Consider the following 22,488-nt stretch of genomic DNA (forward strand, 5'->3'; position numbering starts at 1 on the left):
AGCGCCTGAGGTTCGGCGACGGCTACACCATCTCAGCCGATTTGAAGCCGCTCGGACAGCTCGCAGACCGCCGCCTCGTATCGGTCGTCCGTCACGCACGGCTGATGACCGCACATCGGCGGCCACACAGTGTCACGGCCTTGGGCATCGAGATCCTGCGGATCCCGAAGCCGGCGGTCCACCTCGGACTGCTGCCGCAGCGCGTCGTCACCCCCGCGTCCGGACGTGAAGATCCAACTGCCGATGGGATCGGTGTCACGCCACAAGTTCACCCAGCGCCAGCCCAACCGGCGGCCGGCCTCACTCAGCACATCCCTGCCCACGTACGCCGGGAACAGCGTGCTGTAGAAGCGTCTCAGCGGGGAGCCGTGCGTCAGCAGGGCAACCCTGGAGAGCACGGACGGATCCAGTTGCAGGACGCTCGCTAGAGCGAGTACCGACCCATGGCTGTGCGCCGCCACCAACACGTACCTCCCTTGCCGGACCAGCATGCTGATACGGCAGGCGAGTTCGGGCACGGCGCGCTCGGCGTAACACGGTGGGGCGAAGGGGTGAGCGGCACGCGGCCAGAACATCCCGAGGTCCCATAGCATACCGATGTAGCGATGAAAAGTGGTCGTACGGTCGGCGAACAGCCCTCCGAAGAACAAACCGACGAACAGCAACGCCATCAGGTAGCTCCCCAACTGAGTGCCCGCACTGACGAAATCGGACGGCAGGCTGACCAGGCCCTCCACGGCGACGCTCGGCTGCAGCTCGTCCAGGGCCAGAGCTGTGAAACCCAGGCTCAGCGCGACGAGGCAGCAGTAGGTCAATCCGAGCGGACACAGTCGCTCCGTGAATTGCGCCCGGGCGATTGCGTCGCGCACCTGTGCCCGCCGTCGGGCCGTCCTCGCATCTGCGTCAGGAAAGTCGCGCGCGACGATGCCGTCCGCTGTCCGCCGTCGGTGCCTCCGCGTGAACAGCACCATCACCGCACCCGCGACCGCTGCGCCAATGACCGACACGAAGAACCCGAACATCGTCCACTTGTATGCCAGAACAGGGCTGGTGGGCAGCACGTCGGGGGTAGGCAGGTCGCGGTCGAGGTAGTCCGATACGCGGTAGTTGAATTCGGTGGCGAAGCTGATGGCCAGTCCCACCGCCAGACACGCGAACAGCGGCGGACCCGCCCAGCGCAGCCTCCTAAGGCTGCCCTCCCGACCAACCAGTGCAGCGATCCCGAGCAGCGCGAGCAGGACGCCCTGCGTCCCGAAGAGCAGGACGACCGCGACGTCGTGGCCGGGCAGTCCGTTTTCGGCGGGCCACTCGCTGCGGTCGAACGCGACCCGCCCGATGACGGCGATCGTCACCACCACGGCAGTCGACCGCAGAGCATGGACCACCCCATCGACCACCGGGGTGCCGGCTACGGCGTCGATTACGGAAGGTACGCACAGCAGTACGACAATGGCGACAAGGATGAGCACGGCGCAGAACGTGAGCAGGACGTTGAGGAGGCTCGGTCCACGCGCAGCCCACAACGCCGCAATTAGACTGAGATCGAGCACAGCGAGACCGGCCGCCACATGGATGGAGCGAAGTCGCGCCACTCCCGGCGTGGCGTTATGTGTCCCGATCGCGCCCAGTGCCGTGTCGGCCGGCTCACCCGTAGGTGGGATGAAGTTGTCGTACCAGTGACCGCACCGGGAGCCCACCAGCCACAACACCCAGATCGCGGCGACGGGTACCAGCGCTAGCAGTGCAATGCGCAATCCGATCGGTTGACCGCCGAGCCAGGACAGCCAGGTCCGGCCCCCGAGGCAACTACCGAGGGACATGCACTTGCAGGCGAGCAGGTCCAACGCCACGCCGACGAAAGACAAGACGTACAGGGCCGTGAGGCTCAGGCCGACAAGCCTGCAGCCTACCCAGACCACACCGCCGCTGACCTTCGCCCTCGGCCGCATCCATGCCGCCGCGTTGCATGCCATGAACGGCAACAGCAACACCAGCGACAGCGTCCTCGCAGCGGCTCCGCTCCGTAGTTCGCTCCACCGGTATGTCTCCAACACCACGCCGCAGGCGCCTCGGGAGTCGCCATAGCCTCTGCGGGGCCGGTAGAAGCCGCCCTTGCTATCGCCGGCGACCCGCTGCACGTGCGGCCGATCCAGGATGTCATCCGCGCCGGCACCCATCACGCCGTGCACCCGCAACTCAACGACGTCACCCGGCGGGTGGCACCCACCCCGTGCACGGCACGGCGATGATTCCGGCATTCCTACCTCGCAGGCTGGGGACAGACCTCGGAGCGAAGCGCTGGCCAGCCGCGTATACCCGAACGGGCCCATTACAGACGGGACTGCGTAGGTTTCCGTGTTGACCTGGGTGTGGTCCGTTGGACAGGACGTTGATCCTGCCCGGGAAGGACCGCGCCGCCCGTAAGCGCTTGTTGTAACGGCGGTTCGAAGCCCGCTGGCTGCGGTTTGTCCCCGGGCATCTGCCCGGGGCGTTTCCGTACCTGCCCGGGCAGTCCGGTTACAACAAGCGGTTGCGGGCGGCGGTGCCGCTGCTCAAGCGAGCGATCCGCGTGGTCGCGGCGGACACCGACCTGTGGACCGACGCCACCTGGGTGCTCGACTCGACGCCGGTCGAGCGTGGCCGGTCCCGACCGACCGTGAAACGCTCGGACCTGGCCGGGTGGGCCGGCTACGGCTACTGCGCCTCGCACTCGCGGTTCCTCTGGGGGACTGCGGCTGCATCTGATCTGCACCCCGGCCGGCTTGCCGATCACCTGGGCCCTCGCGACACCGAAGGTCGACGAACGTCAGGTCCTGATGGCTGTCCTTGACCACGACACCGACCTCATAGCCGAGCGTCCAGGCCTGCTGATCGTCGCGGACAAGGGATACGTGTCCGCGGAGTTGGACCGGTGGTTGGCAGAGCGTGGGGTGCGTTTGCTCAGACCGTCGTACCGCAACCGGGCCCCACGCCCGGACGAGCACCTGCTGAAACCTGTTCGACAGCTCATCGAGTCCGTCAACGACACGTTGAAGGGCCAACTCGACCTCGAACCGCACGGCGGGACGCAGCATCGCGGCACGCGTCGCGCAACGCCTCCTCGCGATGACCGCCGCGATCTGGCACAGCCGGACCACCGGCCAACCCCTGACCAGGTCCCTGATCGCCTACGACCACTGACCCGACTTCGGACTTACTCGTCTAGGGGATTGGCCCGTCGTAGTCCATCCAGAAGTCGACGGCGTCGGGGCGTGGGCGGGGTGCCATCCCGCTGCCGCCAGCGAACTCCATGACGTGGTCGGGCGCTTGCTCGACCGTCGGCCAGGGCGGCAGGCCTGGTGCGTTGGGGTCGCCGGTGCGGACAAAGTTGACCCAGTACGCGCTCATCTGGTCGCGGAGCCGGTAGTCGGCCTCCGTGTAGTCGGCGGCGCTGTCGGCGCCGAGGTTGTCGTATGCGTACGCGACCTCGGCGCCGTGGTAGGCGCCGTACTTCTCAAGCCCCTTCTCGGGAGGGATGTGTGAGAAGAAGTAGAGGTAGGCGTCCGACTCACCCGTCTGCGTCTGCAGTTGAGCCCAGCGCCGCATGGCTCGGGTCATGATCTTGTCGGTTTGGGCCCGTAGGAGCGACTCGAGAACCTGGTCCGTTGTCTCCCCTGGATACAGATCGAGGAACCGATCCGCATCCTCACCGTATGTCTCGCGTGCGGACGACCGGTACTCGTCGACGTCCGTGTCCGGTGGGCTGGCCAGCGCGAGCGAGGCCTCGTCCGCGTTGCTGCCGACCAGGGTCGGCACGTCCAGTTGCTCCCCGGACGCGTAGATCTCCGCCGGCGATCGCTCGAGTACGTGGCCGTCGACGGAGGGCTGCCAGTGCGCATCGAGCGCGCCCGCCGCGTCCAGGACGCGCTCGACGGGCATTCCGCGCATCTCCTCGATGGTCGCCCCTCCCAGTTGCTCGCTCAGGCGGCGGCCGGCATCCTCTGCCGCCTCGCGTGTGTCCGTCTGGTCGCCGCGCTCGGTGTTCCCCGTGGTGCCCATGCACGCTCCGCTGCCGGCGATGATGCCGTCCATGAGGTCTTCGGCGAGCGGTGTCGCACCTAGGATGCAGACGCTCTCGCCCCCGGCGGATTCGCCCGCGATCGTGACCTGGCCGGGGTCGCCGCCGAATGCCGCGATGTTGTCGCGCACCCACGCTAGGGCGGCGATCTGGTCGAGGATCCCGTAGTTGCCCGACGCGTCGTGCGCGGACTCGGCGGACAGTTCGGGATGGGAGAGGAAGCCGAGTACCCCCAGCCGGTAGTTGACGGTGACGGTGATCACCTGGCCCCGGGAGGCGAGCGCCTCGCCATCGTAGAGGGGGAGGGCGCCGGAGCCGGTCGCGAAGCCGCCGCCGGGGATGTAGACGAGCACGGGAAGGTCCTCCGAGGCGGGTGTCGTGCTCCGCCAGATGTTGAGGGAGAGACTGTCCTCGCTCACGGGATACGGATTGAGGAGCGTGCCTTCCAGGGGCACCTGCACGATCTGCGAGAGCGCCCGCGTGACGAACGTGGAGGTGCCCTGAACCGGAACGGCGGAGAACCGGTCTGCGGTGAACACGCCCTCGCGCGGCTTCAGCGGCTCAGGCGCACGCCAACGCAGATCCCCCACCGGAGCCTGCGCATACGGGATACCCGCGAAGACCTCGACTGTGCGCTCGTCGTTGTAGACGCCGGCGATCGGCCCCTGCTGCGTCTGCACCGGCCCGGACGGCGAGCGGTCCTCGCCGCCTGCGATGCGGGTCTGCGGCGGTGGATAGGCGACCACTGCCGCCCCGAAAACGAGCGTCCCGGCGAGCAGCCACGCACCTATCTGGAGCAGCGCGTGCCCTCGGGCCCACGAGCGCACGGTCGCACCGAGCACCACGAGCAGCCCCACGACAAGTACCCAACCCCACCACGGACTCCGGTTGAGCCACGCGAGCACGAACGCGATAGCCGTCAGCGGGAACAGGGGGATCCAGGGGCGGAGGGACCTCGCAAACCGTCGGCGCCCACCAACCCTGGCACCCTCCTGGACGGCACCGATTGGGCGCTTTTGCTGCTCGCTTCCCACTCTTCACTCCTGTTGCTGAATTCAGAACCGACACATGTTCGCGCGAAGCGCTTCACTGGCGGGCACACAGTGACGCGTCGCCTATCAGCGGACACCCTGCCCCCGGAACAGGGTCAAGCGCGGCGTCGCAGCATTCGACAGCGGGGGATTCACGAACGGCGCAGCGTTCGTCCGACGGTGCGCGATGGTCATCGGCGGGGTTTCCAGTCGTCGTAGGGGAGGTTCAGCCGGTCGACTTCGATGACAGGTGTAATGGACATGTACCCATGACAGCGCGGGCGCCGCCGACCCGTCAGTGGCGCCATGTCACGACCTCGTGTGACGTGGTGTCACTGGTTGTGGCCCGTAGCCGCCGGATACCCGACTTCGGCCCCGGCGAACGCGTGCTCTTGGCCTACCACCAGGGGAAGCTCTCCCGTGACGACGCGGTGCGGTATGGCCTGGGCGCGGTGCGTTCGCCCCGGTCGGTGCCGGTGCACCTTCGACCGGCCGGGGCCATTCACGACCCGCGGCGACATCTGACGTACCTACCGATCCCTGCGGGCAGTGCCCTGACCAGGCCCCTCAGGCTGGTGGCCTCTTCGGCGAAGCCGAAGAGGTCTCACCACCACAGCTGGACGTACGTGAGCTTCAGAGTTGCGCTGAGTGTCATCGGCGGTGGGGCAATGGATCGTGTCGTCCCTCGGACACAATTTAGTACATGATCCACTTGGGTTTGCCTGAGCGACCAGGCCCGTCCGTCCGTTCACGGCTGAGACACTGCCGGACGTCGTCTTCAGCGTCCCTTGACTTCTGAGCGGATCGGCGTGCCTGATGCGGGGGCCGGCGGCGAGCAACGACAGTCAACGATGAGGGCTGACCGCTGGTGTTGTCGCCGGACGAGCATGCACCGGGCCTCGTTGCCTTGACGAGGCCGATCTCTGCCCTTCTGCCCGACGGATAGCATCGCGCGATGCAACCGACCTACGTAACTTTCGCCCAGAAACCGGCGTCGACCGCGAACGCCGTCCTGAGCATCAACCGCGGCACCGAGGCCGGGGGACATCTCAAGCTGGACGCCGACGGCTCCGTGGAGATGACGTTCGATGTTCCGGCATCGGACGCCAACGGGGAAGCCACCCTGGGGATCGTGGCGCTGGTGTCGAAGCTGGGCAGTGCCGTCGGGTTCGCGCCGTTCGACATCACCGTCAACGATCGGTGCCTGGTGCACGGCTGGCACATCCCGGGAGGGGGAGACCTCTTTCAGCAGATGGACTTCGCCGTACCCGCCGGCCGGCTGCGACCGGGTGCGAACAAGCTCCGACTGGCCAGTGCCGTTGACGCCCGCAGCATGCTCTGGCTCAACCGGATCACCATCGACGCGGTGTTCGACCGGGGCCGGTCCGCGCGGGCCATGGACCAGCGCGAGGCCGAGGAACCGGTGCTCCGGTACTCGACCCGCATACTGCAGGCCATGGGCGGCGCGTGGCAGCCCGGCCCGACGGTCATCGCGTACGTGGACCGCGGCGAGCAGAGCCTGCTCGCAGACCTCGCCTGGGCAGACGCTTCCGGCGCGGAGTACGCGGTCACCTTCACCGCCGAACTGGACGGCTTCTACGGCTGGTGCCGGCCGGCTGGTGCGGAGTCGCCGCACGAGTTGCGCGGCTCGCTGACCGGGCGGTGGCGGGCCGATCACCCCGACGCCGGCATGGCGAAACACCGGTACCACACGGAGGAGGGATGGGGCGGCGGCTGGTACCGCTCGAACGGGATCACCTTCGCGATCGGTGCCGACTCGTTGCCATTGGCCAGGGCGAGCTGGCGGGACAAGCGCGGCAACACCGGGACGGTCGCGTTCACCGGCCCTGGCGACGCATTCGTCGGCACCTACCAGCGGGTGCGCGAGGGCGCCATCGGCTACCGCGGCCGCTCGCCCGCACCGACCAAGGGCGAATAGCGTCGTCGCCACCGGAGCCACCTTCCACCTCACCTACCGGGAGATCGCCGCCGAGGGCGCCACCAACACGGCGACCGTCGGCTATCTGCTGCCGGTGGTCTCGGTGGCGTTGGGGGTCATCGTGCTCGACGAGGCCTTCGGCCTCCGGATCGCCATCGGAATGGTGGTCGTGCTCGTCGGGGTCGGTCTGACCCGCCTACACAGCCGGGCACCGGCACCGACAGACGTGATCCGTCGCCTTCCGCGACAAGAACAGGACGTACGCCAGTGACCCCACCCAGATGGAGTTCGCCGGCGACCTGACGGAAGGCCTCACATGGGCCAGTTGCTGGCGGCCAGCGTGCCCAGCAGCCGAAGCGCCTCAGCGCTTCGGCTGCGCGGCTCCGCGCGGTACACGATCAACTGCTGGCCGGCTGCGCCCCGCACGTCGAACGTGTGATACGACAGCGTCAGTTCGCCCACCGCGCCGTGCCGGAACCTCTTCGTCTCGTGCGTCTTGCCCTGCACGTCGTTGCGCGCCCACAGCCGGCGGAACTCTGGGCTGGCCGCACCCGCCTCCTGGACCAGCTCCCGCACCCGCCGGTCGTGCGGGTCATGACCGAGGGCCAGGCGCAGGTTCGCCACGCACGCCTCGGCGGCTCGCTGCCAGTCGACGAAGAACGTGCCGCCAGCCTGGTCCAGGAAGGTCATCCGGACGATGTTGTCCGCCTCGGCGAAGTCCGCGTAGAACGCATCCGCCAGCGCGTTGCGGGCCAGCAGGTCGAGCCGCCGGTCGATGACCACCGCCGGAGTGTCCGGCCAGGCGTCGAGCAGTTCCCGCAGGCTCTGCTCGACCCGGGGCCGGGCGGGACCCGGCGCGCTGCCGGGCGATATGTCCGCCAACCGGAAGAGATGGTCGCGGGCGTCCGGTCCGAGGTCCAGCGCCCGGGCCACAGCGTCCAGCACCGAAGCTGACGGGTTGCGCTCCCGTCCCTGCTCCAGACGGGTGTAGTAGTCGACGCTCACCCCGGCCAGCACCGCGACCTCCTCGCGGCGCAGCCCCGCGACCCGCCGGACGCCGCTGGACACGAGGCCGACGTCGCCCGGCGTGAGCCGGGCACGCCGAGCGGTGAGGAACGTCCCGAGCGCGGTGGTTGGCATGCCACCAACGGTAACCAGGCTGGCTTCGACCAGGCAGGGTGCGCCGCACCCCGGTTACGCCCGGTCTGGTTGCCGGCCCCGATACGTCCGACGGTGGGAGGACCAAACCCCAACCCCTTTCGGAGGTACGTCGTGAGCATCCCGATGCTCGACGAGGCGGTGCTGGCGAGGATCACCGCGAATACCGGTGACCGGCGTCGCCCACTGATGTTCGTCAACGCCACCATCCACACGCTCGACCCGGCGATTGGTGACCTTTCTGCCGCTGACCTGCTGCTCGGCGGTGAGGTGATCGTCGGAGTCGGGCCGGGCCTGCACACCGCCGCCGAGGACGACGGCGCGATCGTCGTCGACTGCACCGGACTGACCATCGTGCCGGCGGTCATCGACGGTGCCGCCGTTGCCGGCCTGCGCGCCAGCCCCGCCAACCGGGTCGGCGCGCTCACGCCCGGTAACCCTGCCACCTTCGCCGTGGTCGCCGCCCGGACCTCGGGCGCGTCCGCCCTGGAGATGATCGTCTGGCGTCCAGAACAGGCAGCCGCGATCGTCGTCGACGGTGAGATCGCGCTTGTCAATGGCCGCCGGCTCACGCCCGCCCCGATCGAGCCCGAAGTCCGCCCGCGGTCGGAGCAGAGCCCGTACCTCGGCATGTGGATCGACGAGAGCGGCTTCGTGCACCAGGAACTCACCGCCGGCGGCCGGTACGACGAGACACGGGGTGGACGGCCACACGCGTACCAGGGGTCGTTCTGGATCGACGGCGACCGGATCGTCTACCACGACGACCTGGGCTTCTGGGCGTACGGCCTGTTCACCGACGGCGTGCTGCACCACGCCGGATATGTGTTCCACCGACAGTGACCACACGTAGCGAAGGAGGCACCCCAATGCTGTTGTTCACCGGCGGCACGGTCGTCACGATGGACCCGCGAATCGGCGACCTGGAGCGAGGTGACGTGCTGGTAAGCGGGGACCGGATCGCCGCGGTCGGCCCCGACCTTCGGTCGCACCCGGAAGCGGCGGGCGCCACCGTGATCAACACCGCCGGTCGGATCGTCAGCCCCGGATTCGTCGACACCCACCGGCACGCCTGGCAGGCGCAGTTGCGCCGCAGCATCCCCGACGTGACCGACCTGGGGGAGTACGTGATGTCGACGCTGGCCAGGGTCGCGCCCGCATACACGCCGCACGACATGTACGTGGGCACCCGCCTCGCCGCTCTCACCGCCCTCGATGCCGGCATCACCACGATGCTGGACTTCTCGCACAACTCCCGCACGGCGGCGCATTCGGACGCGGCGATCCAGGCGCTGGTCGACACCGGCATCCGGGGCGTGCACGCATCGATGGGGCCACACTTCGGCGACTGGGACCGCCAGTGGCCCGGCGACCTGGAACGCCTGCGTGGGGCGTACCACGGGGTGAACGACGGCCTGGTGACGCTGCGCCTCGCAGCGCTGGCCACCGATGAGATCGCCGGCCCGGCACTGGCCTACGGGCCGGAACTGGCGGCCGTCGCCCGCGATCTCGGCCTCGGTGTCAGCATCGACGCGGTGTTCGGCGCGCCGTCCTCCGCGGCGATCCTGCGCTGGGCTGCCGACGGCCTGCTCGACCCGGGCCTGACCCTCATCCACGCCACCGGCCTCACTCCGGACGCGTGGCGGGCGATGGGCGACGCCGGCGTCACCGTGTCGCTGGCGCCGACCTCCGACGCGCAGATCGGTCTGGAGACGGCGGTGCCCGCGATCGAGGAGGCGCTGGCCGCCGGTATCCGGCCCGGGCTCAGCATCGACGTGGAGGTCGCACTGGCCAGCGACATGTTCACCCAGATGCGAGCACTGCACGCGATCCAGCGCATGCGTGCGGTAAACGCCGCCTACGGCACGGACACCGTGCCGTACCGGATCACCACCCGCGACGTGCTGGACTTCGCCACGCTGCAGGGGGCCCGTACCAACGGACTCGGCGACGTGACCGGCTCCCTCACCCCGGGCAAGCAGGCGGACCTGCTGGTGGTCAGGGCCGATGACATCAACACGATGCCGCTCAACGACGCGGTCGGCACCTTGGTGCTCGGGGCGGACCCCCGCAACATCGAGACCGTCGTGGTGGCCGGACGGATTCGCAAGGCGGACGGGCGCCTGGTCGGCGTGGACCTGGACGAACTGCGCCGGGAGGTGACCGCGTCCCGCGACGCGATCCTGGAGGCCGTCGCCTCGGAGTGATCCGCGACTCGCGGCGGACGCGCCCGGCCGGGGAACGACCGACGCCGCGGGCCGGGCCACCACCCGACCCGCGGCGCGCGCGGAGTCGGCCGCCGTTGACGCCCAGACGCTCGGCGTGGCGAAAGAACACTTCTAGTCGCCGGGGACGATCACGATGTCGCCGTGAATGCGCCGTGATAGCGCCTGGGCCGACCGTTGGCGCAACGGCTGGGCAACTACGGAAGGAGCCGCACTGTGAACGCGCAGGTCCGTCTCGACATCGTCACCCCGACACCGGATCACCGGCAGACCGCGCACCATCGCCGGCAGACGGCCCGGAATCTAGGGGCACCGACCAGTGAGCGAGCTCAGACCCGGGTGATCCGCACCGCGTCGGCGACGACCAATCCAGTGCCACTGGTCCAGCGGCTCACACCGACCTTGTTGCCCGTGCCCGCAGCCAGGGTGAATACGCCGATCGAGACCCACCGACCGCCGTTGATCCGCTGGTTGACGGACACGGACCTGCTTCCGGTGGTGGTCGCCACGAGATAGGGCGTCTGGTTGTTGTAGCCGGCGTCGGCGGGGTACCACACCGAGATCTCGTAGCTTCCGGTCGTTGGGATGGTCGACCGGTACCAGGCGACGTCGCTGAACGTCACTGGACTGGTGAACCGGTAGTCGGTGCCGAACCGTTGGGCGGAGTAGGCCGACGTGCCCCAGTCGCCGCCCGCCGTGAACCCTCCCGAGGTGCTGTTGTCGATGGTCGCGGCCCACTGCTGCGGCGGGGTCTGGGTGACTGCCACGTCGAGGTAGTTGCGGTCGATGTTCATCGTCACGCCACCCCACGTCTCGGTGACATTGCCCGCGTACTGGTGCAGGCGCTGGTGGTTCGCGTAGTGACCATCGGCGCAGTAACTTCCGGCGTCCGTGTCAGCCACGCCGTTCCACCAGGCGATCCAGATCTGGTCGAGTCGCGTGTAGTTCGGGTTGTCGTACGCGTCGCAGACGTCCTTGATGCCGGAGTTGCCGCTGGAGTACATGCCGGCGAGGTACCCGCGTACGTGCAGTTGCTCGATCCAGCCGGACAGGAACGACAGCACGGCAGCCCGGCACGACGTGTTCGACGGGTACTGCTCGATGTCGTTGTAGATGGTGCTCGCACTGCCGATGCCCAGTGCCTGGGCGGCAGTCGCGGCGCTGTTCGCCGCGGCGACGCCCTGTGACCGGGCGGTTGTGGGATCGGCGGACATTTTCGGCGCGCGGGTACCGCACGGCGCCTGGTACCCCAGTTCGATGGGGAGTAGCCGCCATCCGTTACTGGTCTGGTTGGCAACCCAGGTCGCGGTGAGGTTGGGCTGGGCGCAGGAGCGGCTGTCCCCGCTGATGTAGATGCCGATCGCGCGGTAGGGCGAGCTGGTTCGCCACGCGTCCATCGCGGCCTGTGACGGGGCGGTGCAGGTGTCGAATCCTCGGCCGGTGAAGGTACCGGGTTGCGGGCCGGCGGCCGACAACGTCACAGCGGTCGGCGCTTGCGCGAGCGTCGCGGCTCCAGCAATCGGGGCGTTCGGCGCTACGAGTCCCGCGGCAACGGTGAGACCCACCAACCACCCGGCAATGGTTCTCATCGTCGCCACCTCCTGAAGAAGAAAACCTAGCCGGGATACGGGCTGCACGAAGGATTTCTACCACGAATCGATGGGTGGCAATAGAGTGGCATGGCGTGCCGCCGCCGGTTCCCTTGTGGTCCTCAGGCCATTGGGTGTCGCTCGGCGAACCTCCAGACGATCTCACTGGCGTCGGGGCCCGCGTGATCGGTGTAGCGGCCGTCGCCGTCACGGCCCGGCCAGGCGTGCCCCATGTCCTCGACGCGGTACGACTCGACGACCGACGAGCCGTCCGGCGCGGTGATCGTCGTGTGCGTGTACGCGTGCCGACCCGCAGTGGCGGGCACGGAGACGGTCTTCTCGGTCAGGTCGAGGCTGTCGTTGGGCAGCCCGTCGTCGACGAGGTCGCTCACGATGGTCCAGTGTTCAACGAGTCGGGTGGCGACCAGGGGCGGCACGACCTCGTCGCGCTCGCCCTGGATGACCAGCAGTGGCACCCGCCGGGCGTGTTCGCCCATCTGGGCCCGCGCCTGACGTGCCGTGTCCAGCGGCGATATCGAGTCCGGGTCGTCGGGGTCCACCTGATCGAGGCCGTATTCGCCGCCGGCGACCGAGGTCGCGGTGGCGAAGACGTCGGGGTAGGTCACGGCGAGGATGATCGCGGTCCCCGCGCCCGACGAGGCGCCGGCCACGTGCACCCGCGCGGGATCCGCGTGGTATTTCTCGACCACCTGCCGGGCGACACCGGCCAGCAGCGCAGGTTCCCCGGTGCCTCGTTGCTGATGCCGTGGGCGGGTGGAGTTCCAGCAGGCGATCAGGTTGCGGGAGATCAGTTGTGTGGGGTAGACGACGATGAAGCCTTTCCGGTCGGCCAGGCTGTTGAACTGGGTGGTGGACTTCATGGAGTTCCATCCGTAGCCGGTCATCGCGCAGCCGTGGATTGCCATGACGACCGGCAGCCGGTTCGTCCCGTCGTGCTGGGGCGGAAGGTGGACCTGGTAGCGCTGCGAACCGGCGTCGCCCTCGTAGACGTGATTGCGGTCGTCCTCGCCCATCTGCCAGGGCAGGCCGAGCTGAAGAGCTTCGACGCCGACGGTGACGGCGGCCACCGCGGTGGCGAGGGCGCCGAAGACGATCCCGAGCCACCGCCGTCGCCGCGGACGGGTGGGCTGGACGTCGGCATCGGGTGCGGGAAGTGGGGCGGGCACGCGGACCTTCTTTCCAGTACGGGGGTACGTGTCAGGCGGATGTCGTCGCGGTCGACAGGTCCGGAGAGTGCTGTCGTGGCTTCACCGCAAATCTGACATCGAGGTGAGATACGGGTCCTGGCGGTGCTACGCCGCCCGCTCACGCGGAACACGACTCGTCCCGAGCGTTGGGGCGTACCGCCCTCGATCCACTCGGGAAGCTCCGTCCACGACCTCGGACCCACGTCGCCGACGTCGAGGCGCCCCGCCCGCAGTTCCGTCGCGAGGAAGCCCATCCCGGCCGAGAGGGCTGGCTCGGTGCCGAGGAAGAAGAGGTGTCCGAATGCCCTCGGGGTTCGGTGTTCATCGGCGGGGATCCCAGCGGAAGAGTCGGGTGGCGAGGGCGACGGCGATGACGACCCAGCCCAGGGTGGGGGCGAGCAGGGGCAGGGAGTCGGTTACGGCGACGCCGCCGTTCCAGGCGTTCATGGTCAGTTCAGTGACCGCGCCGCCGGGCAGCAGCCGCTTGAGCCAGGCGAGGTCCGCAGTGCCGCTGATGCCCACCCAACTGGCCACGGCGATCACGCCGAGCGTGACGGGCAGGGTGGTGACCTGGGCGTGCTCGGGGGAATTGGTCAGGCCCGCGGTGGCCAGGGCCAGGCCGATCATCATGGCCAGGGTCGCGAGGACCGCCACCACGAGTAGGGCGCCGTTGGCCGGTTTACCGGCGACCATGGCCAGCGCGGTCAGGATCGCGGCCACCTGCACCATCGCGATCGCCGTGGGGGGCAGCAGCAGGCCGGCGAGGATGGTGGAGTCGGCGGCAGCGGTGGACCGCAGTCGTTTCAGGAAGAGGTTCTGGCGCCGGGAAGCCAGGGTGGTGACGGCGGTGGCGTAGAGCCCGAACGCGGCCACGGTGAACATCACCATCGCCGCGATGTAACCGAGGCTGCCGATGGCGGCGAAGGTCTCGTGCCTGCGGACGAAGAGGGCAGAGACGGCCACCGGGATGATGAGGCTGGTGATCAGCACCAGCCGGTTCCGGAAGATCTGGATCAGTTCGCTGGACGCGATGGACAACATGGCGGCACTCCTGTCGATGGGACGAATCAGCTGCTGATGGCGCGGAACACGTCGTCGAGCCGGGTCGGCCCGGCCTCCAGGTCCCGCAGTTCCACCGCCTGGTCCTGTGCCCACCGCAGCAACAGGTGCAGGTCCTTCTGCAGGGCGAAGGTCTCGACCACGGCCTTCCCGCCGGCGTCGACGACGGCCGGCAGCGGCAGCGACGGCACCGGCGCGGGGAGGGAGAAGCGGATGACGGCCGGCAGGGTGCGGGTCAGCTCGGCCACGGTGCCCTCGCGGTGGAGGCTGCCCTGGTGCATCAGCCCGATCCGGTCGGCGCGCTGCTGCGCCTCCTCCAGGTAGTGGGTGGTGAGCACGATGGACGCGCCGTTCTCGCGTAGCCGGTCCACCGTTGCCCAGACGGCGTCGCGGGACTGGATGTCCAGGCCGGTGGTCGGCTCGTCGAGGAAGATCAGCTCCGGGGTGCCGTAGACGGCGGTGGCGAAGTCCAGCCGTCGTTTCTCGCCGCCGGAGAGCTGGGACACTCGCCGGCTGGCCCGGTCGGTCAGGCCGACGACGTCGAGCGCCCGGTCGACGTCGTCCGTACGTCCGCTGAGCCGGCCGATCAGGCCGACGGACTCGCGGACCGTGAGGTCTGGGGAGAATCCGCTCTCCTGCAGCATGACTCCTATGCGGGGACGGACCGTGCGGCGGTCCTGCGGGTTGCGCCCGAAGACGCGTACGGTGCCGGATGTCGGCCTCCGATGTCCCTCGACAACCTCCAGGGTCGAGGTTTTCCCGGCCCCGTTGGTGCCGAGCAGCGCGTAGAGTTCCCCGGCACGCACCTGGAAGGAGAGGTCTTTGACAGCGTGGAAGTCGCCGTAGGTGAGGTTCAGCCGGTCGACCTCGATGACAGATGTGGTGGACATGTACCCATGACAGCGCGGACGCAGCCGGCCCGTCAGTGGCGTGGTGTCACGGCCGCTTGTGACGTGGTGTCACTGGTCGTGGCCGCTGGCCGCCGGATAATGGGAGGGTGACCGAACGAGCGATGGGCTTCACTCAGTCGACGCAGGGGCGGCTGCGCCGGCTCAACCTAGCCACGTCGCTGCCGCCTGTGGTGTTCGCCTCGGTGGTTCTGCTCTACATCGACACGCGTACCTGGTGGCACGTCGTCGTCCTGCTGCCGGGGGCGGTGGCGGCCCTGGTGGCCTTCGAACGGTGGACGGCCGGCGACCTGTCCCGGTTCGTGCTGCCCTGCGTGATCGTGGCGGGCGCGGTGTGGCCGGTGGGGGTCCTTGTCACCGACAGTCCGAACGCGTTCTGGGGTATCTGCGTCGTGGGCTCCCTCGCACTGCACGTGGTCCGGCGGCGTCGAGGGCTGGCGGTGGCCGGGCTGTTCTCCTACGTCGCCGTGGTCGGTGCGGCACGGCTGTTGGTGGAGCGGGACGACGTCGGCGACGTACTGGGTGTCTACGTCCTCGTGCCGACCTTCTTCACCGTCGGGGTGACGGTCCTGACGTTGGTGGGCGAGCGGTTCTACGACCTCATCCGGGAGCTCGAGCAAACTCGGGATCGGGAGGCGGAGCTGGCGGTGGTGCGGGAGCGCGTGCGGTTTGCGAGCGACCTGCACGACATCCAGGGCCATACCCTGCACGTGGTCAAGCTGAAGATCGCGCTGACGCAGCGACTGCTGCTCCGCGACACCGAGCGGGCGGAGAAGGAGTTGCGGGAGACGTATGCGCTGGTCAGTGACACCATCGCGCAGACCAAGGAACTCGCGTACGCCCAACGGCGACTCAACCTCACCGCGGAGATCGAGAACGCGAAGAACCTGTTCGAGGCGGCCGACATCCGCGTGCGGGTGACCCGGGAGGCCGAGGTCGACGCCCGCACCAGCGAACTGCTCGGCCAGGTGCTGCGCGAGACGACCACCAACATCCTCCGCCACGCGCAGGCCACCCAGGTGCAGATCATCCTCGCCGAGTCGGGCATCACCATCGTCAACGACGGGGTGACCACCACCACGCCCCCCGAGCTCAGGGGACTGGCGACACTCAGGCAGCGGGTGGCGGGCGACGGAGGCGAGTTGACCGTGGACCAGACGGACGAGCGGTTCCTGACGGCGGCGGTCTTCCGACCCGCTCGTGCTGGCGTGGCCCCAACGACCGCGGGGGAGGACGACCGATGACGACGATCGTGCTGGCTGACGACGAGGTCCTGCTGCGTACGGCCCTGGCCGCGCTACTGCCGATGGAAGGCGACATCACCGTTCTCGCTGAGGCCGAGAACGGAGAGAAGGCCGTCGAGGCCACCCTGCGGCACCGGCCCGAGGTGCTGGTCATCGACCTGGAGATGCCTGGCATGGACGGTCTCGACGCGGTCGCGCAGATCCGTCAAGCGCGACCGGAGCAGGTGATCCTCATGCTGACCCGGCACGCCCGCCCCGGTGTGCTGCGCAAGGCGTTGCGGCTCGGCGTCCAGGGCTTCGTCAGCAAGTCCGCCGAGCCGGCCCACATCACCTCGGTCATCGCCACCCTGCACGCGGGTAAACGCTGGATCGACCCGGATGTCTCCGCGCTGGCCGTCACCGAGGACTGCCCGCTCACTGACCGCGAAGCCGACGTGCTGCGGGTCACCGGCGAGGGCTACTCGGTCGCCGACATCGCCGCCCGGCTCCACCTTGCCCCGGGCACCGTACGCAACTACCTTTCCAACGCCATGCGCAAGACCCAGACCCGGACCCGCCACGAAGCGGCCCGCTACGCCCGCGGACACGACTGGCTGTGAGAGCGGCGGCCGGCGGATCCTCGCCGGCATGCAGTTGCTGCCGTTCTCGATGCTGCCCGACGTGATCCGCGCCGCTACCATCACGCCGATCGCCGCGGGATCTGGTACGCGGCGCGCTCGGCCTGCACGGCGACACCACCCGCAACGACATCGCGGTCATCTGGTCGCCGGACCGCGCGCCTATCGTCCTCGCCGTGCTGTCCAGCCGGACGACAAGGACGCCGACTACGACAACGCCCTCACCGTCGAGGCGACGGAGACGTTGATCGCCGGATGGTGAACGGGTCCAGTGGGACGCCTCGGAGGTGAGGCCGGGGGCGACCTTGACGCATGCGCTCCAGGGCCACCTCGGAGGTGTCCGCACTCGGGACTCGACCCAGGGCAGGAGGTCGCCGCCTCCCCGTTCCTAGCTGACGTCCGCGCGGGAGATTCAGCCTACTGACGTGTCGGAACGCGGCCAGTGCCGCCACGTCACACGTGGCGGTGACGTGGCAGCACTGACGCGCGGCCGCGAGGGCCGCTGTCATTGAGGCATGTCCGCCTCGGCGGCGGATGGAGGCCCGACATGGTTTGTGACCTGGTTGAGCCAAAGAGGCGCGGCGTCGCATCCGGGTAGGCCACCACATCGAAGAACAGGAGACCTGGACGTGTATCGAAGGCATGGCATCGCCCTGATCGGGATACTCGGCATGATCGGTGCCTTGGCTGCGGTCATCCCGGCGACGGCCGGGGAGTCGACGGCCGGGAGACCGACGGTGGGGTTGCAGTGGGCGGCGTGCCCGCAGGACGTGGTGGTGCCGCCTGCGGTACAGGGACAGGTGCAGTGCGCGAAGGTGCCGGTTCCGCTGGACTACCGCGACCCCGGCGGCACCCAGATCGAGATCATGGTGTCGCGGATCGCGAGCACGAAGCCGGAGAAGCGGCGCGGTGTGCTGATGTTCAACCCCGGCGGGCCGGGCGGCACCGGGCTGGATCAGCCGGGTTTCCTGGCCGGCCAAGGGCTGCCGGCCAGCGTCATGGATGCCTATGACCTGATCGGCATGGACACCCGGGGCGTCGGGCACTCGGCGCCGGTGAGCTGCGGCTTCGTCCTCGGCGACGCCTATTGGGCCAACATTCCGCCGTACGCGGTCGACGACGCGGACGTGACCCGGCACGCGGAGGTCGCCGAGGAGGTCGCCGCCCGGTGCGCGGAGAACGACACCGACGGGCGGCTGCGGCACTTGACGACCGCCAACATGGCCCGTGACCTGGACCGGATCCGGGCCGCGCTCGGTGAGGAAAAGGCGAGCTTCTACGGGGCGTCCTACGGCTCTGCGTTGGGTGCGGCGTACGTCTCGATGTTCCCTAGGAGCACCGATCGGATCGTGTTGGACAGCAACATCGGCGATACCCACCTCGACCGGGACGGCCTGCGGCGGTTCGCGCTCGGCATGGAGCAGACGTTCCCCGACTTCGCGACCTGGGCGGCGGCGCGACACGACTCCTACGGGCTGGGTCGCACTCCACAGCAGGTGCGCAGGACCTACTTGACCCTCGCCGAGCGGTTCGACCGGACGCCGGCGCCCGACGGGCTCACCGGCGAATTCTTCCGGGGCATCACGTTCGCCTACCTCTACAACGAGAGGCAGTACGGGAACCTCGCGCGGACCTGGCAGTCGTACCTGGATCCCGGCCAGGCACCGTCGCAGGCGGAGACGGCGGCGGCGCCCAGCCCGAACGACAACGCCTTCACCGTGTTCCTCGCCGTCACCTGCAATGACGTCCAGTGGCCCAAGGACGTCGCGACCTATCGGCGGGCCGTCGCAGAGGACCGCAAGCGGTACCCGCTCTTCGGTGCGGCCAGCGCCAACATCACCCCGTGCGCCTACTGGAAGTACGAGCCGTCCGAGCCGCCCGTCGCGATCAGTGATAAGGGGCCGCGCAACGTGCTGGTCCTGCAGAACCGGCAGGACCCGGTCACCCCGTTGGCGGGGGGCAAGCTGCTGCGCGAGAAGTTCGGGCAGCGCGCCCGGCTGGTGACCGCCAACCAGAGCGGGCACGGCGTCTACGTGCTGAGCGGCAACGCCTGCGCGCTGAACCTCACCACGTCGTACCTCGTGGAGGGCACGATGCCGGCCAGGGACACGACCTGTCGGAACGACTGACCCGGATCAGGAGTCACCCGAGGGCGCGGAACACGAGGTGTTCCGCGCCCTCGGCGGGGTCGTGGTCTGAACCGACCTGCGATCCGCAACGCTCCAAGCAGCATCAAAGCCTTGCCCCGCAGAGTGCTCAAGTGCTTTTCCTGGGCGTTTCCGATCGCAGCCAGCGCCACGAGTTTCACGCCTGGCTCACCACGGTCGAGCGCGGTATGGGCATCCAGTTCATCTCCTGCGACGACCGCCGATCGCCTGGACCGGCGGTCAGCGCAAGCTCCCCTCGCAGTACGTCTTCCGCGGCACCTGCGCCAACCGCAGGAAGGCTGGGACGAGCTACGCGCGGCGGCACACTGACCGAGCCGATCAGAAGGACTGGGGCACGCAATGAAGGTATTCATCATCGGAGTCAGCGGATCCATCGGAGGACTGCTCGCGCGGAACCTGATCGATCGCGGCGATGAGGTCTCCGGCCTGGTACGTCGCGATGAGCAGAGAGCCGATCTCGCCGCGCGGGGCATCGATGCGCGTGTCGCCGACATCGCGGACATCACCCCCGGCTCCCTGGCATCCATGCTCAGCGGGATCGACGCCGTCGTGTACACCGCCGGGTCGAACGGAGGCGCCAGGGAGGTCACGGCGGCCATCGATGGTGACGGCGTGGTGAAGGCCCTCGAAGCGACGCGTATCGCCCAAGTGAAGCGCTTCACGTTGGTATCGGTGCTTCCCGAGGCCGGGCGGGGCCAGGAATTCGACGAGGACGTGGAGTTCTACTTCGCGGTGAAGAAGCTCATCGACGTCGCCGTGTCTGAAAGTGGTCTCGACTGGCTGATCCTCAGGCCATCGGCGCTTGTCGATCATGCCGGAATCGGGGCGATAGCCCTCGGTCCGGCGCAGCCGCACGACGAGATCTCCCGCGAGGACGTCGCCGCCACCCTGGCGGAACTGCTCCATGAGCCCCGGATCCGCCGGCGGATCCTCGAGCTCACTCAGGGATCGACGCCGATTGCCACGGCGGTTCAGACGAACATCCGCTGACCGGCCCGCGGCGGCGCGGATGGCTGTCGCTCGGCGCGTGACGGCCGTAGCTTCCGTCACGCGCCGAGCGGGCTTCGGAACGATGGTGACATCCGTGCGAATGCTGTCCGCGAGCACCTCGCGGATCAGCAGCCCAGCCAGGCCCCGTCCACCGAACTTCCGGTCTACTTCGGTGTGGAAGACGATTCGCTCGCCATCCACCTTGGGGGAGTCGACGAAGTCCACCCGGCCGACGGGTGACCCGTCAGCAAGGTGAACGGTGTAGGTGCCGATCGGGCGAGCTTTGCTGAGCCTTACCCAGCAGGAGGAGGGGGAGTGGTGGTTCAACTATCTCGGGAAGGACCGAGCAGCTCGTCACTGCGTTCCATCGACTCGGCGAACGACCCGAACCCGTTACCTGACAACAGAATCCGGCACATCCACCACGACACGGACCACGGAGCAACCCGACCTACGGCCGGGCGATACCGGCTACCCATCACCACAACGACTACCACCACCTCGCCCGGAACGCCACAACGAACCAACCGCCAGGCTTAATGAAAGACGGAGGCTAGGAGAACAGGTCACCTGCGGACTGCCCTGCTTCACGCTTGCGGCGGAAGTAGTCGTTGATGATGGTCCGGTACCGGTCAGCGTCCGAGCGGGCCCAGTTCCGCATGAGTTCACAACCGAACGCCAGCGAGGTGATCGGCTGCGCCCCGGCCTGAAGCATGCGGTCGATGGCTGCGTGGTGGGTGACCGCTGAAACGCCTCCAGCGGCATCGATCACGGGGTAGATCTCATAGCCCTCCAAGAGCATGTCCAGGGTTGGGAACGCGAGGCAGACCTCTGTCCACAGGCCGGCCATCACGATCTTCTTGCGTCCAGTGGCCACGATCGCGGCCCGAAAGTCCGCATCCTCCCAGGAATTGACACCTGTCCGGTCGATTTCAGTGATGCCGGGTAGTTCACGGGTGATCTCGTCGACCGTCGGCTTGTGCACGCCCATTCCCACCGCCACGGTGGTCACGACCGTCGGAATCTCATAAGCTCGCGCCAGTTGCGCCAGCGTCACCACACCGAGGTTGATCTCCTCCCGGCTGGCGGAACCGACTGTGGCGTACTGGCCTTCCTGGTAGTCGATGAACGCAATGGCGCAGTTCTGCGGTGTCAACAGGTGGTCGGAATCGGGATCGCGGATCGGTTCAGGATTGATCTTCTTGCTTGTCGGGACAGTAGTCATACGTAATCTCCTCTGGTGGGTCTGCTCGCCTAAGAGCGGATGCTGGCGGCGCGCGAGGTGGTCTTGCGCGTCAGGTCCACGAAGTCGGGTTCGAAATTCGGATCGACATTGACCGCCTCCCACAGTCGCTGTCGGCCCGCGGTGGAGATCGGCAGCAACCTGGCCGGGTCCTCGACGACAGACACCAGCGTGTCGTCGTCCTCCGCAGAGCGACGTAGCGGACGAGGGTTGGCGACGTCCAGAGCACGCTCCACGACCGCTCTCATAGGCCCAGCCGCCATCAACTCCAACGAGGTCTCATAGTCGCGTCCGAGGATGTCCGCGAGGTCCAGCGCCTCGCGTAGTCCCGCCTCCGCAGCCATGATGGCTACGTTGGTGATCAGTTTGTAGTCCACGCCCGCACCGAACTCACCCACGTGCCGGGATCTGCCGAGACCATCGAGTACCGACTTCACCCGCTCGAAATCGTCGGCCGATCCGCCGACCAGGAACGTGATCGCCCGCTCGCGCGCGTACTTCACACCGCCAACGATGGGCGAGTCGAGCACGGCCACTCCGCTGGGCGCCGCCGCGCGGACCTGGTCGACGATTGCTCGGGTGGTGGTCGAGCAGATCAGCACTGATGCACCAGGCTGGGCGCCGGCGAGTATTCCATCGTCACCCAGGTAGGCGGTCGGGATGTCATTCGACATCACGAGGCCGAAGATCACATCAGCGCCCCGCGCCGCTTCTGCGGCCGACGCGACCGCGGTCGTCCCCATGCGCCTAGCTGCTTCGAGCCGGGAGTCCGAGATATCAGATACTCGCACTTGATGTCCGGCAGCGAGGAGATGAGGCGCCAACTGCTCGCCCATGTCGCCGAATCCCACGATTGCGATCGTTGCCATGCATTTAGCTCCTATTCAATAGATCCGTGCCCACGGGTGAGGTGTGGCAGGTCATGGGTCGGCCAGACCGTTGAACTGCGTAGTGAACGTCATGGAACTCCCCGTGGCCGGACATCCCGCACCCGTGAACTGCAGCACCGGGACCGACCGCGACCACGAGTACCAGCAGGACGCCGGAGGCGA

18 protein-coding genes and 2 pseudogenes are annotated in these 22,488 nt (G+C 68.3%); 10 read left to right on the top strand and 10 right to left on the bottom strand.

Annotated features, from left to right (window positions below; all coding sequences use genetic code 11):
* Positions 1 to 32: 32 nt before the first annotated feature.
* Positions 33 to 2,189 carry a hypothetical protein gene (locus ABZ808_RS00195; RefSeq protein WP_356998678.1) on the bottom strand — a complete coding sequence of 719 codons (2,157 nt, stop codon included), beginning with the start codon at positions 2,187 to 2,189 and terminating at the stop codon, positions 33 to 35.
* A 573-nt stretch (positions 2,190 to 2,762) separates the two neighbouring features.
* Here ABZ808_RS00195 and ABZ808_RS00200 point away from each other — a divergent pair.
* Positions 2,763 to 3,293, top strand: coding sequence for a hypothetical protein (locus ABZ808_RS00200; RefSeq protein WP_356998680.1), 531 nt, complete (start codon positions 2,763 to 2,765; stop codon positions 3,291 to 3,293).
* Here ABZ808_RS00200 and ABZ808_RS00205 read toward each other — a convergent pair.
* The gene (locus ABZ808_RS00205; protein ID WP_356998683.1) at positions 3,202 to 4,914 is read right to left on the bottom strand and encodes a carboxylesterase family protein; all 1,713 of its coding nucleotides are present in this window, start codon (positions 4,912 to 4,914) and stop codon (positions 3,202 to 3,204) included. The genes ABZ808_RS00200 and ABZ808_RS00205 overlap by 92 nt on opposite strands.
* Before the next feature lie 1,129 nt (positions 4,915 to 6,043).
* Between ABZ808_RS00205 and ABZ808_RS00210 the strand changes: the two genes are divergently transcribed.
* Both ABZ808_RS00210 and ABZ808_RS00215 read left to right on the top strand, forming a co-directional pair.
* Positions 6,044 to 7,027, top strand: coding sequence for a hypothetical protein (locus tag ABZ808_RS00210; protein WP_356998686.1), 984 nt, complete (start codon positions 6,044 to 6,046; stop codon positions 7,025 to 7,027).
* Positions 6,936 to 7,298: an EamA family transporter gene (locus tag ABZ808_RS00215; protein WP_357002680.1), complete on the top strand. Its 363-nt coding sequence runs from the start codon at positions 6,936 to 6,938 to the stop codon at positions 7,296 to 7,298. The genes ABZ808_RS00210 and ABZ808_RS00215 overlap by 92 nt, the downstream gene beginning before the upstream one ends.
* A gap of 41 nt (positions 7,299 to 7,339) precedes the next feature.
* Here ABZ808_RS00215 and ABZ808_RS00220 read toward each other — a convergent pair whose 3' ends face one another.
* Positions 7,340 to 8,167 (bottom strand): helix-turn-helix transcriptional regulator, encoded by an 828-nt coding sequence (locus tag ABZ808_RS00220; RefSeq protein WP_356998688.1) that lies wholly within the window; start codon positions 8,165 to 8,167, stop codon positions 7,340 to 7,342.
* Positions 8,168 to 8,299: 132 nt separating this feature from the next.
* Here ABZ808_RS00220 and ABZ808_RS00225 point away from each other — a divergent pair, with 132 nt between their 5' ends.
* Together ABZ808_RS00225 and ABZ808_RS00230 are read left to right on the top strand one after the other, a co-directional pair.
* Positions 8,300 to 9,028, top strand: coding sequence for an Atu4866 domain-containing protein (locus ABZ808_RS00225; RefSeq protein ID WP_356998691.1), 729 nt, complete (start codon positions 8,300 to 8,302; stop codon positions 9,026 to 9,028).
* Positions 9,029 to 9,054: 26 nt separating this feature from the next.
* The gene (locus tag ABZ808_RS00230) at positions 9,055 to 10,392 is read left to right on the top strand and encodes an amidohydrolase family protein (protein WP_356998694.1); all 1,338 of its coding nucleotides are present in this window, start codon (positions 9,055 to 9,057) and stop codon (positions 10,390 to 10,392) included.
* Between the two features lie 347 nt (positions 10,393 to 10,739).
* Here ABZ808_RS00230 and ABZ808_RS00235 read toward each other — a convergent pair whose 3' ends face one another.
* From ABZ808_RS00235 to ABZ808_RS00250, 4 genes are all read right to left on the bottom strand, one after another.
* Positions 10,740 to 11,807, bottom strand: a complete 1,068-nt coding sequence (locus ABZ808_RS00235) for a glycoside hydrolase domain-containing protein (RefSeq protein WP_356998696.1) — start codon at positions 11,805 to 11,807, stop codon at positions 10,740 to 10,742.
* 314 nt (positions 11,808 to 12,121) lie between these two features.
* Positions 12,122 to 13,186, bottom strand: a complete 1,065-nt coding sequence (locus ABZ808_RS00240; RefSeq protein WP_356998699.1) for a PHB depolymerase family esterase — start codon at positions 13,184 to 13,186, stop codon at positions 12,122 to 12,124.
* Positions 13,187 to 13,528: 342 nt separating this feature from the next.
* Positions 13,529 to 14,248, bottom strand: a complete 720-nt coding sequence (locus ABZ808_RS00245) for an ABC transporter permease (RefSeq protein WP_356998702.1) — start codon at positions 14,246 to 14,248, stop codon at positions 13,529 to 13,531.
* 26 nt (positions 14,249 to 14,274) lie between these two features.
* Positions 14,275 to 15,156 carry an ABC transporter ATP-binding protein gene (locus ABZ808_RS00250; protein ID WP_356998705.1) on the bottom strand — a complete coding sequence of 294 codons (882 nt, stop codon included), beginning with the start codon at positions 15,154 to 15,156 and terminating at the stop codon, positions 14,275 to 14,277.
* A gap of 107 nt (positions 15,157 to 15,263) precedes the next feature.
* Between ABZ808_RS00250 and ABZ808_RS00255 the strand changes: the two genes are divergently transcribed.
* The 5 genes and pseudogenes from ABZ808_RS00255 to ABZ808_RS00275 all read left to right on the top strand — a co-directional run bounded on the left by ABZ808_RS00255 (position 15,264) and on the right by ABZ808_RS00275 (position 20,193).
* Positions 15,264 to 16,418, top strand: a complete 1,155-nt coding sequence (locus ABZ808_RS00255; protein ID WP_356998709.1) for a histidine kinase — start codon at positions 15,264 to 15,266, stop codon at positions 16,416 to 16,418.
* Positions 16,415 to 17,017, top strand: coding sequence for a response regulator transcription factor (locus tag ABZ808_RS00260; protein ID WP_184684924.1), 603 nt, complete (start codon positions 16,415 to 16,417; stop codon positions 17,015 to 17,017). The genes ABZ808_RS00255 and ABZ808_RS00260 overlap by 4 nt, the downstream gene beginning before the upstream one ends.
* Before the next feature lie 137 nt (positions 17,018 to 17,154).
* Positions 17,155 to 17,297 (top strand): annotated as a pseudogene (locus ABZ808_RS00265) (class A beta-lactamase); the annotation flags it as partial.
* 367 nt (positions 17,298 to 17,664) lie between these two features.
* On the top strand, positions 17,665 to 19,164 hold the full coding sequence (locus ABZ808_RS00270) for an alpha/beta hydrolase (RefSeq protein WP_356998712.1): 1,500 nt from the start codon (positions 17,665 to 17,667) through the stop codon (positions 19,162 to 19,164).
* Between the two features lie 378 nt (positions 19,165 to 19,542).
* Positions 19,543 to 20,193, top strand: coding sequence for an NAD(P)H-binding protein (locus tag ABZ808_RS00275; protein ID WP_356998715.1), 651 nt, complete (start codon positions 19,543 to 19,545; stop codon positions 20,191 to 20,193).
* 87 nt (positions 20,194 to 20,280) lie between these two features.
* Here ABZ808_RS00275 and ABZ808_RS00280 read toward each other — a convergent pair.
* The 3 genes and pseudogenes from ABZ808_RS00280 to ABZ808_RS00290 form a co-directional block, all read right to left on the bottom strand.
* A pseudogene (locus ABZ808_RS00280) lies at positions 20,281 to 20,520 on the bottom strand (N-acetyltransferase); the annotation flags it as partial.
* A gap of 226 nt (positions 20,521 to 20,746) precedes the next feature.
* Positions 20,747 to 21,418, bottom strand: coding sequence for a hydrolase (locus tag ABZ808_RS00285; protein WP_356998718.1), 672 nt, complete (start codon positions 21,416 to 21,418; stop codon positions 20,747 to 20,749).
* A 29-nt stretch (positions 21,419 to 21,447) separates the two neighbouring features.
* Positions 21,448 to 22,305 (bottom strand): NAD(P)-binding domain-containing protein, encoded by an 858-nt coding sequence (locus tag ABZ808_RS00290; RefSeq protein WP_082377653.1) that lies wholly within the window; start codon positions 22,303 to 22,305, stop codon positions 21,448 to 21,450.
* Positions 22,306 to 22,488: the final 183 nt, after the last annotated feature.

Source organism: Micromonospora sp. NPDC047527 (assembly GCF_040643015.1).
In the GTDB taxonomy this organism is placed as follows: Bacteria; Actinomycetota; Actinomycetes; order Mycobacteriales; family Micromonosporaceae; genus Micromonospora.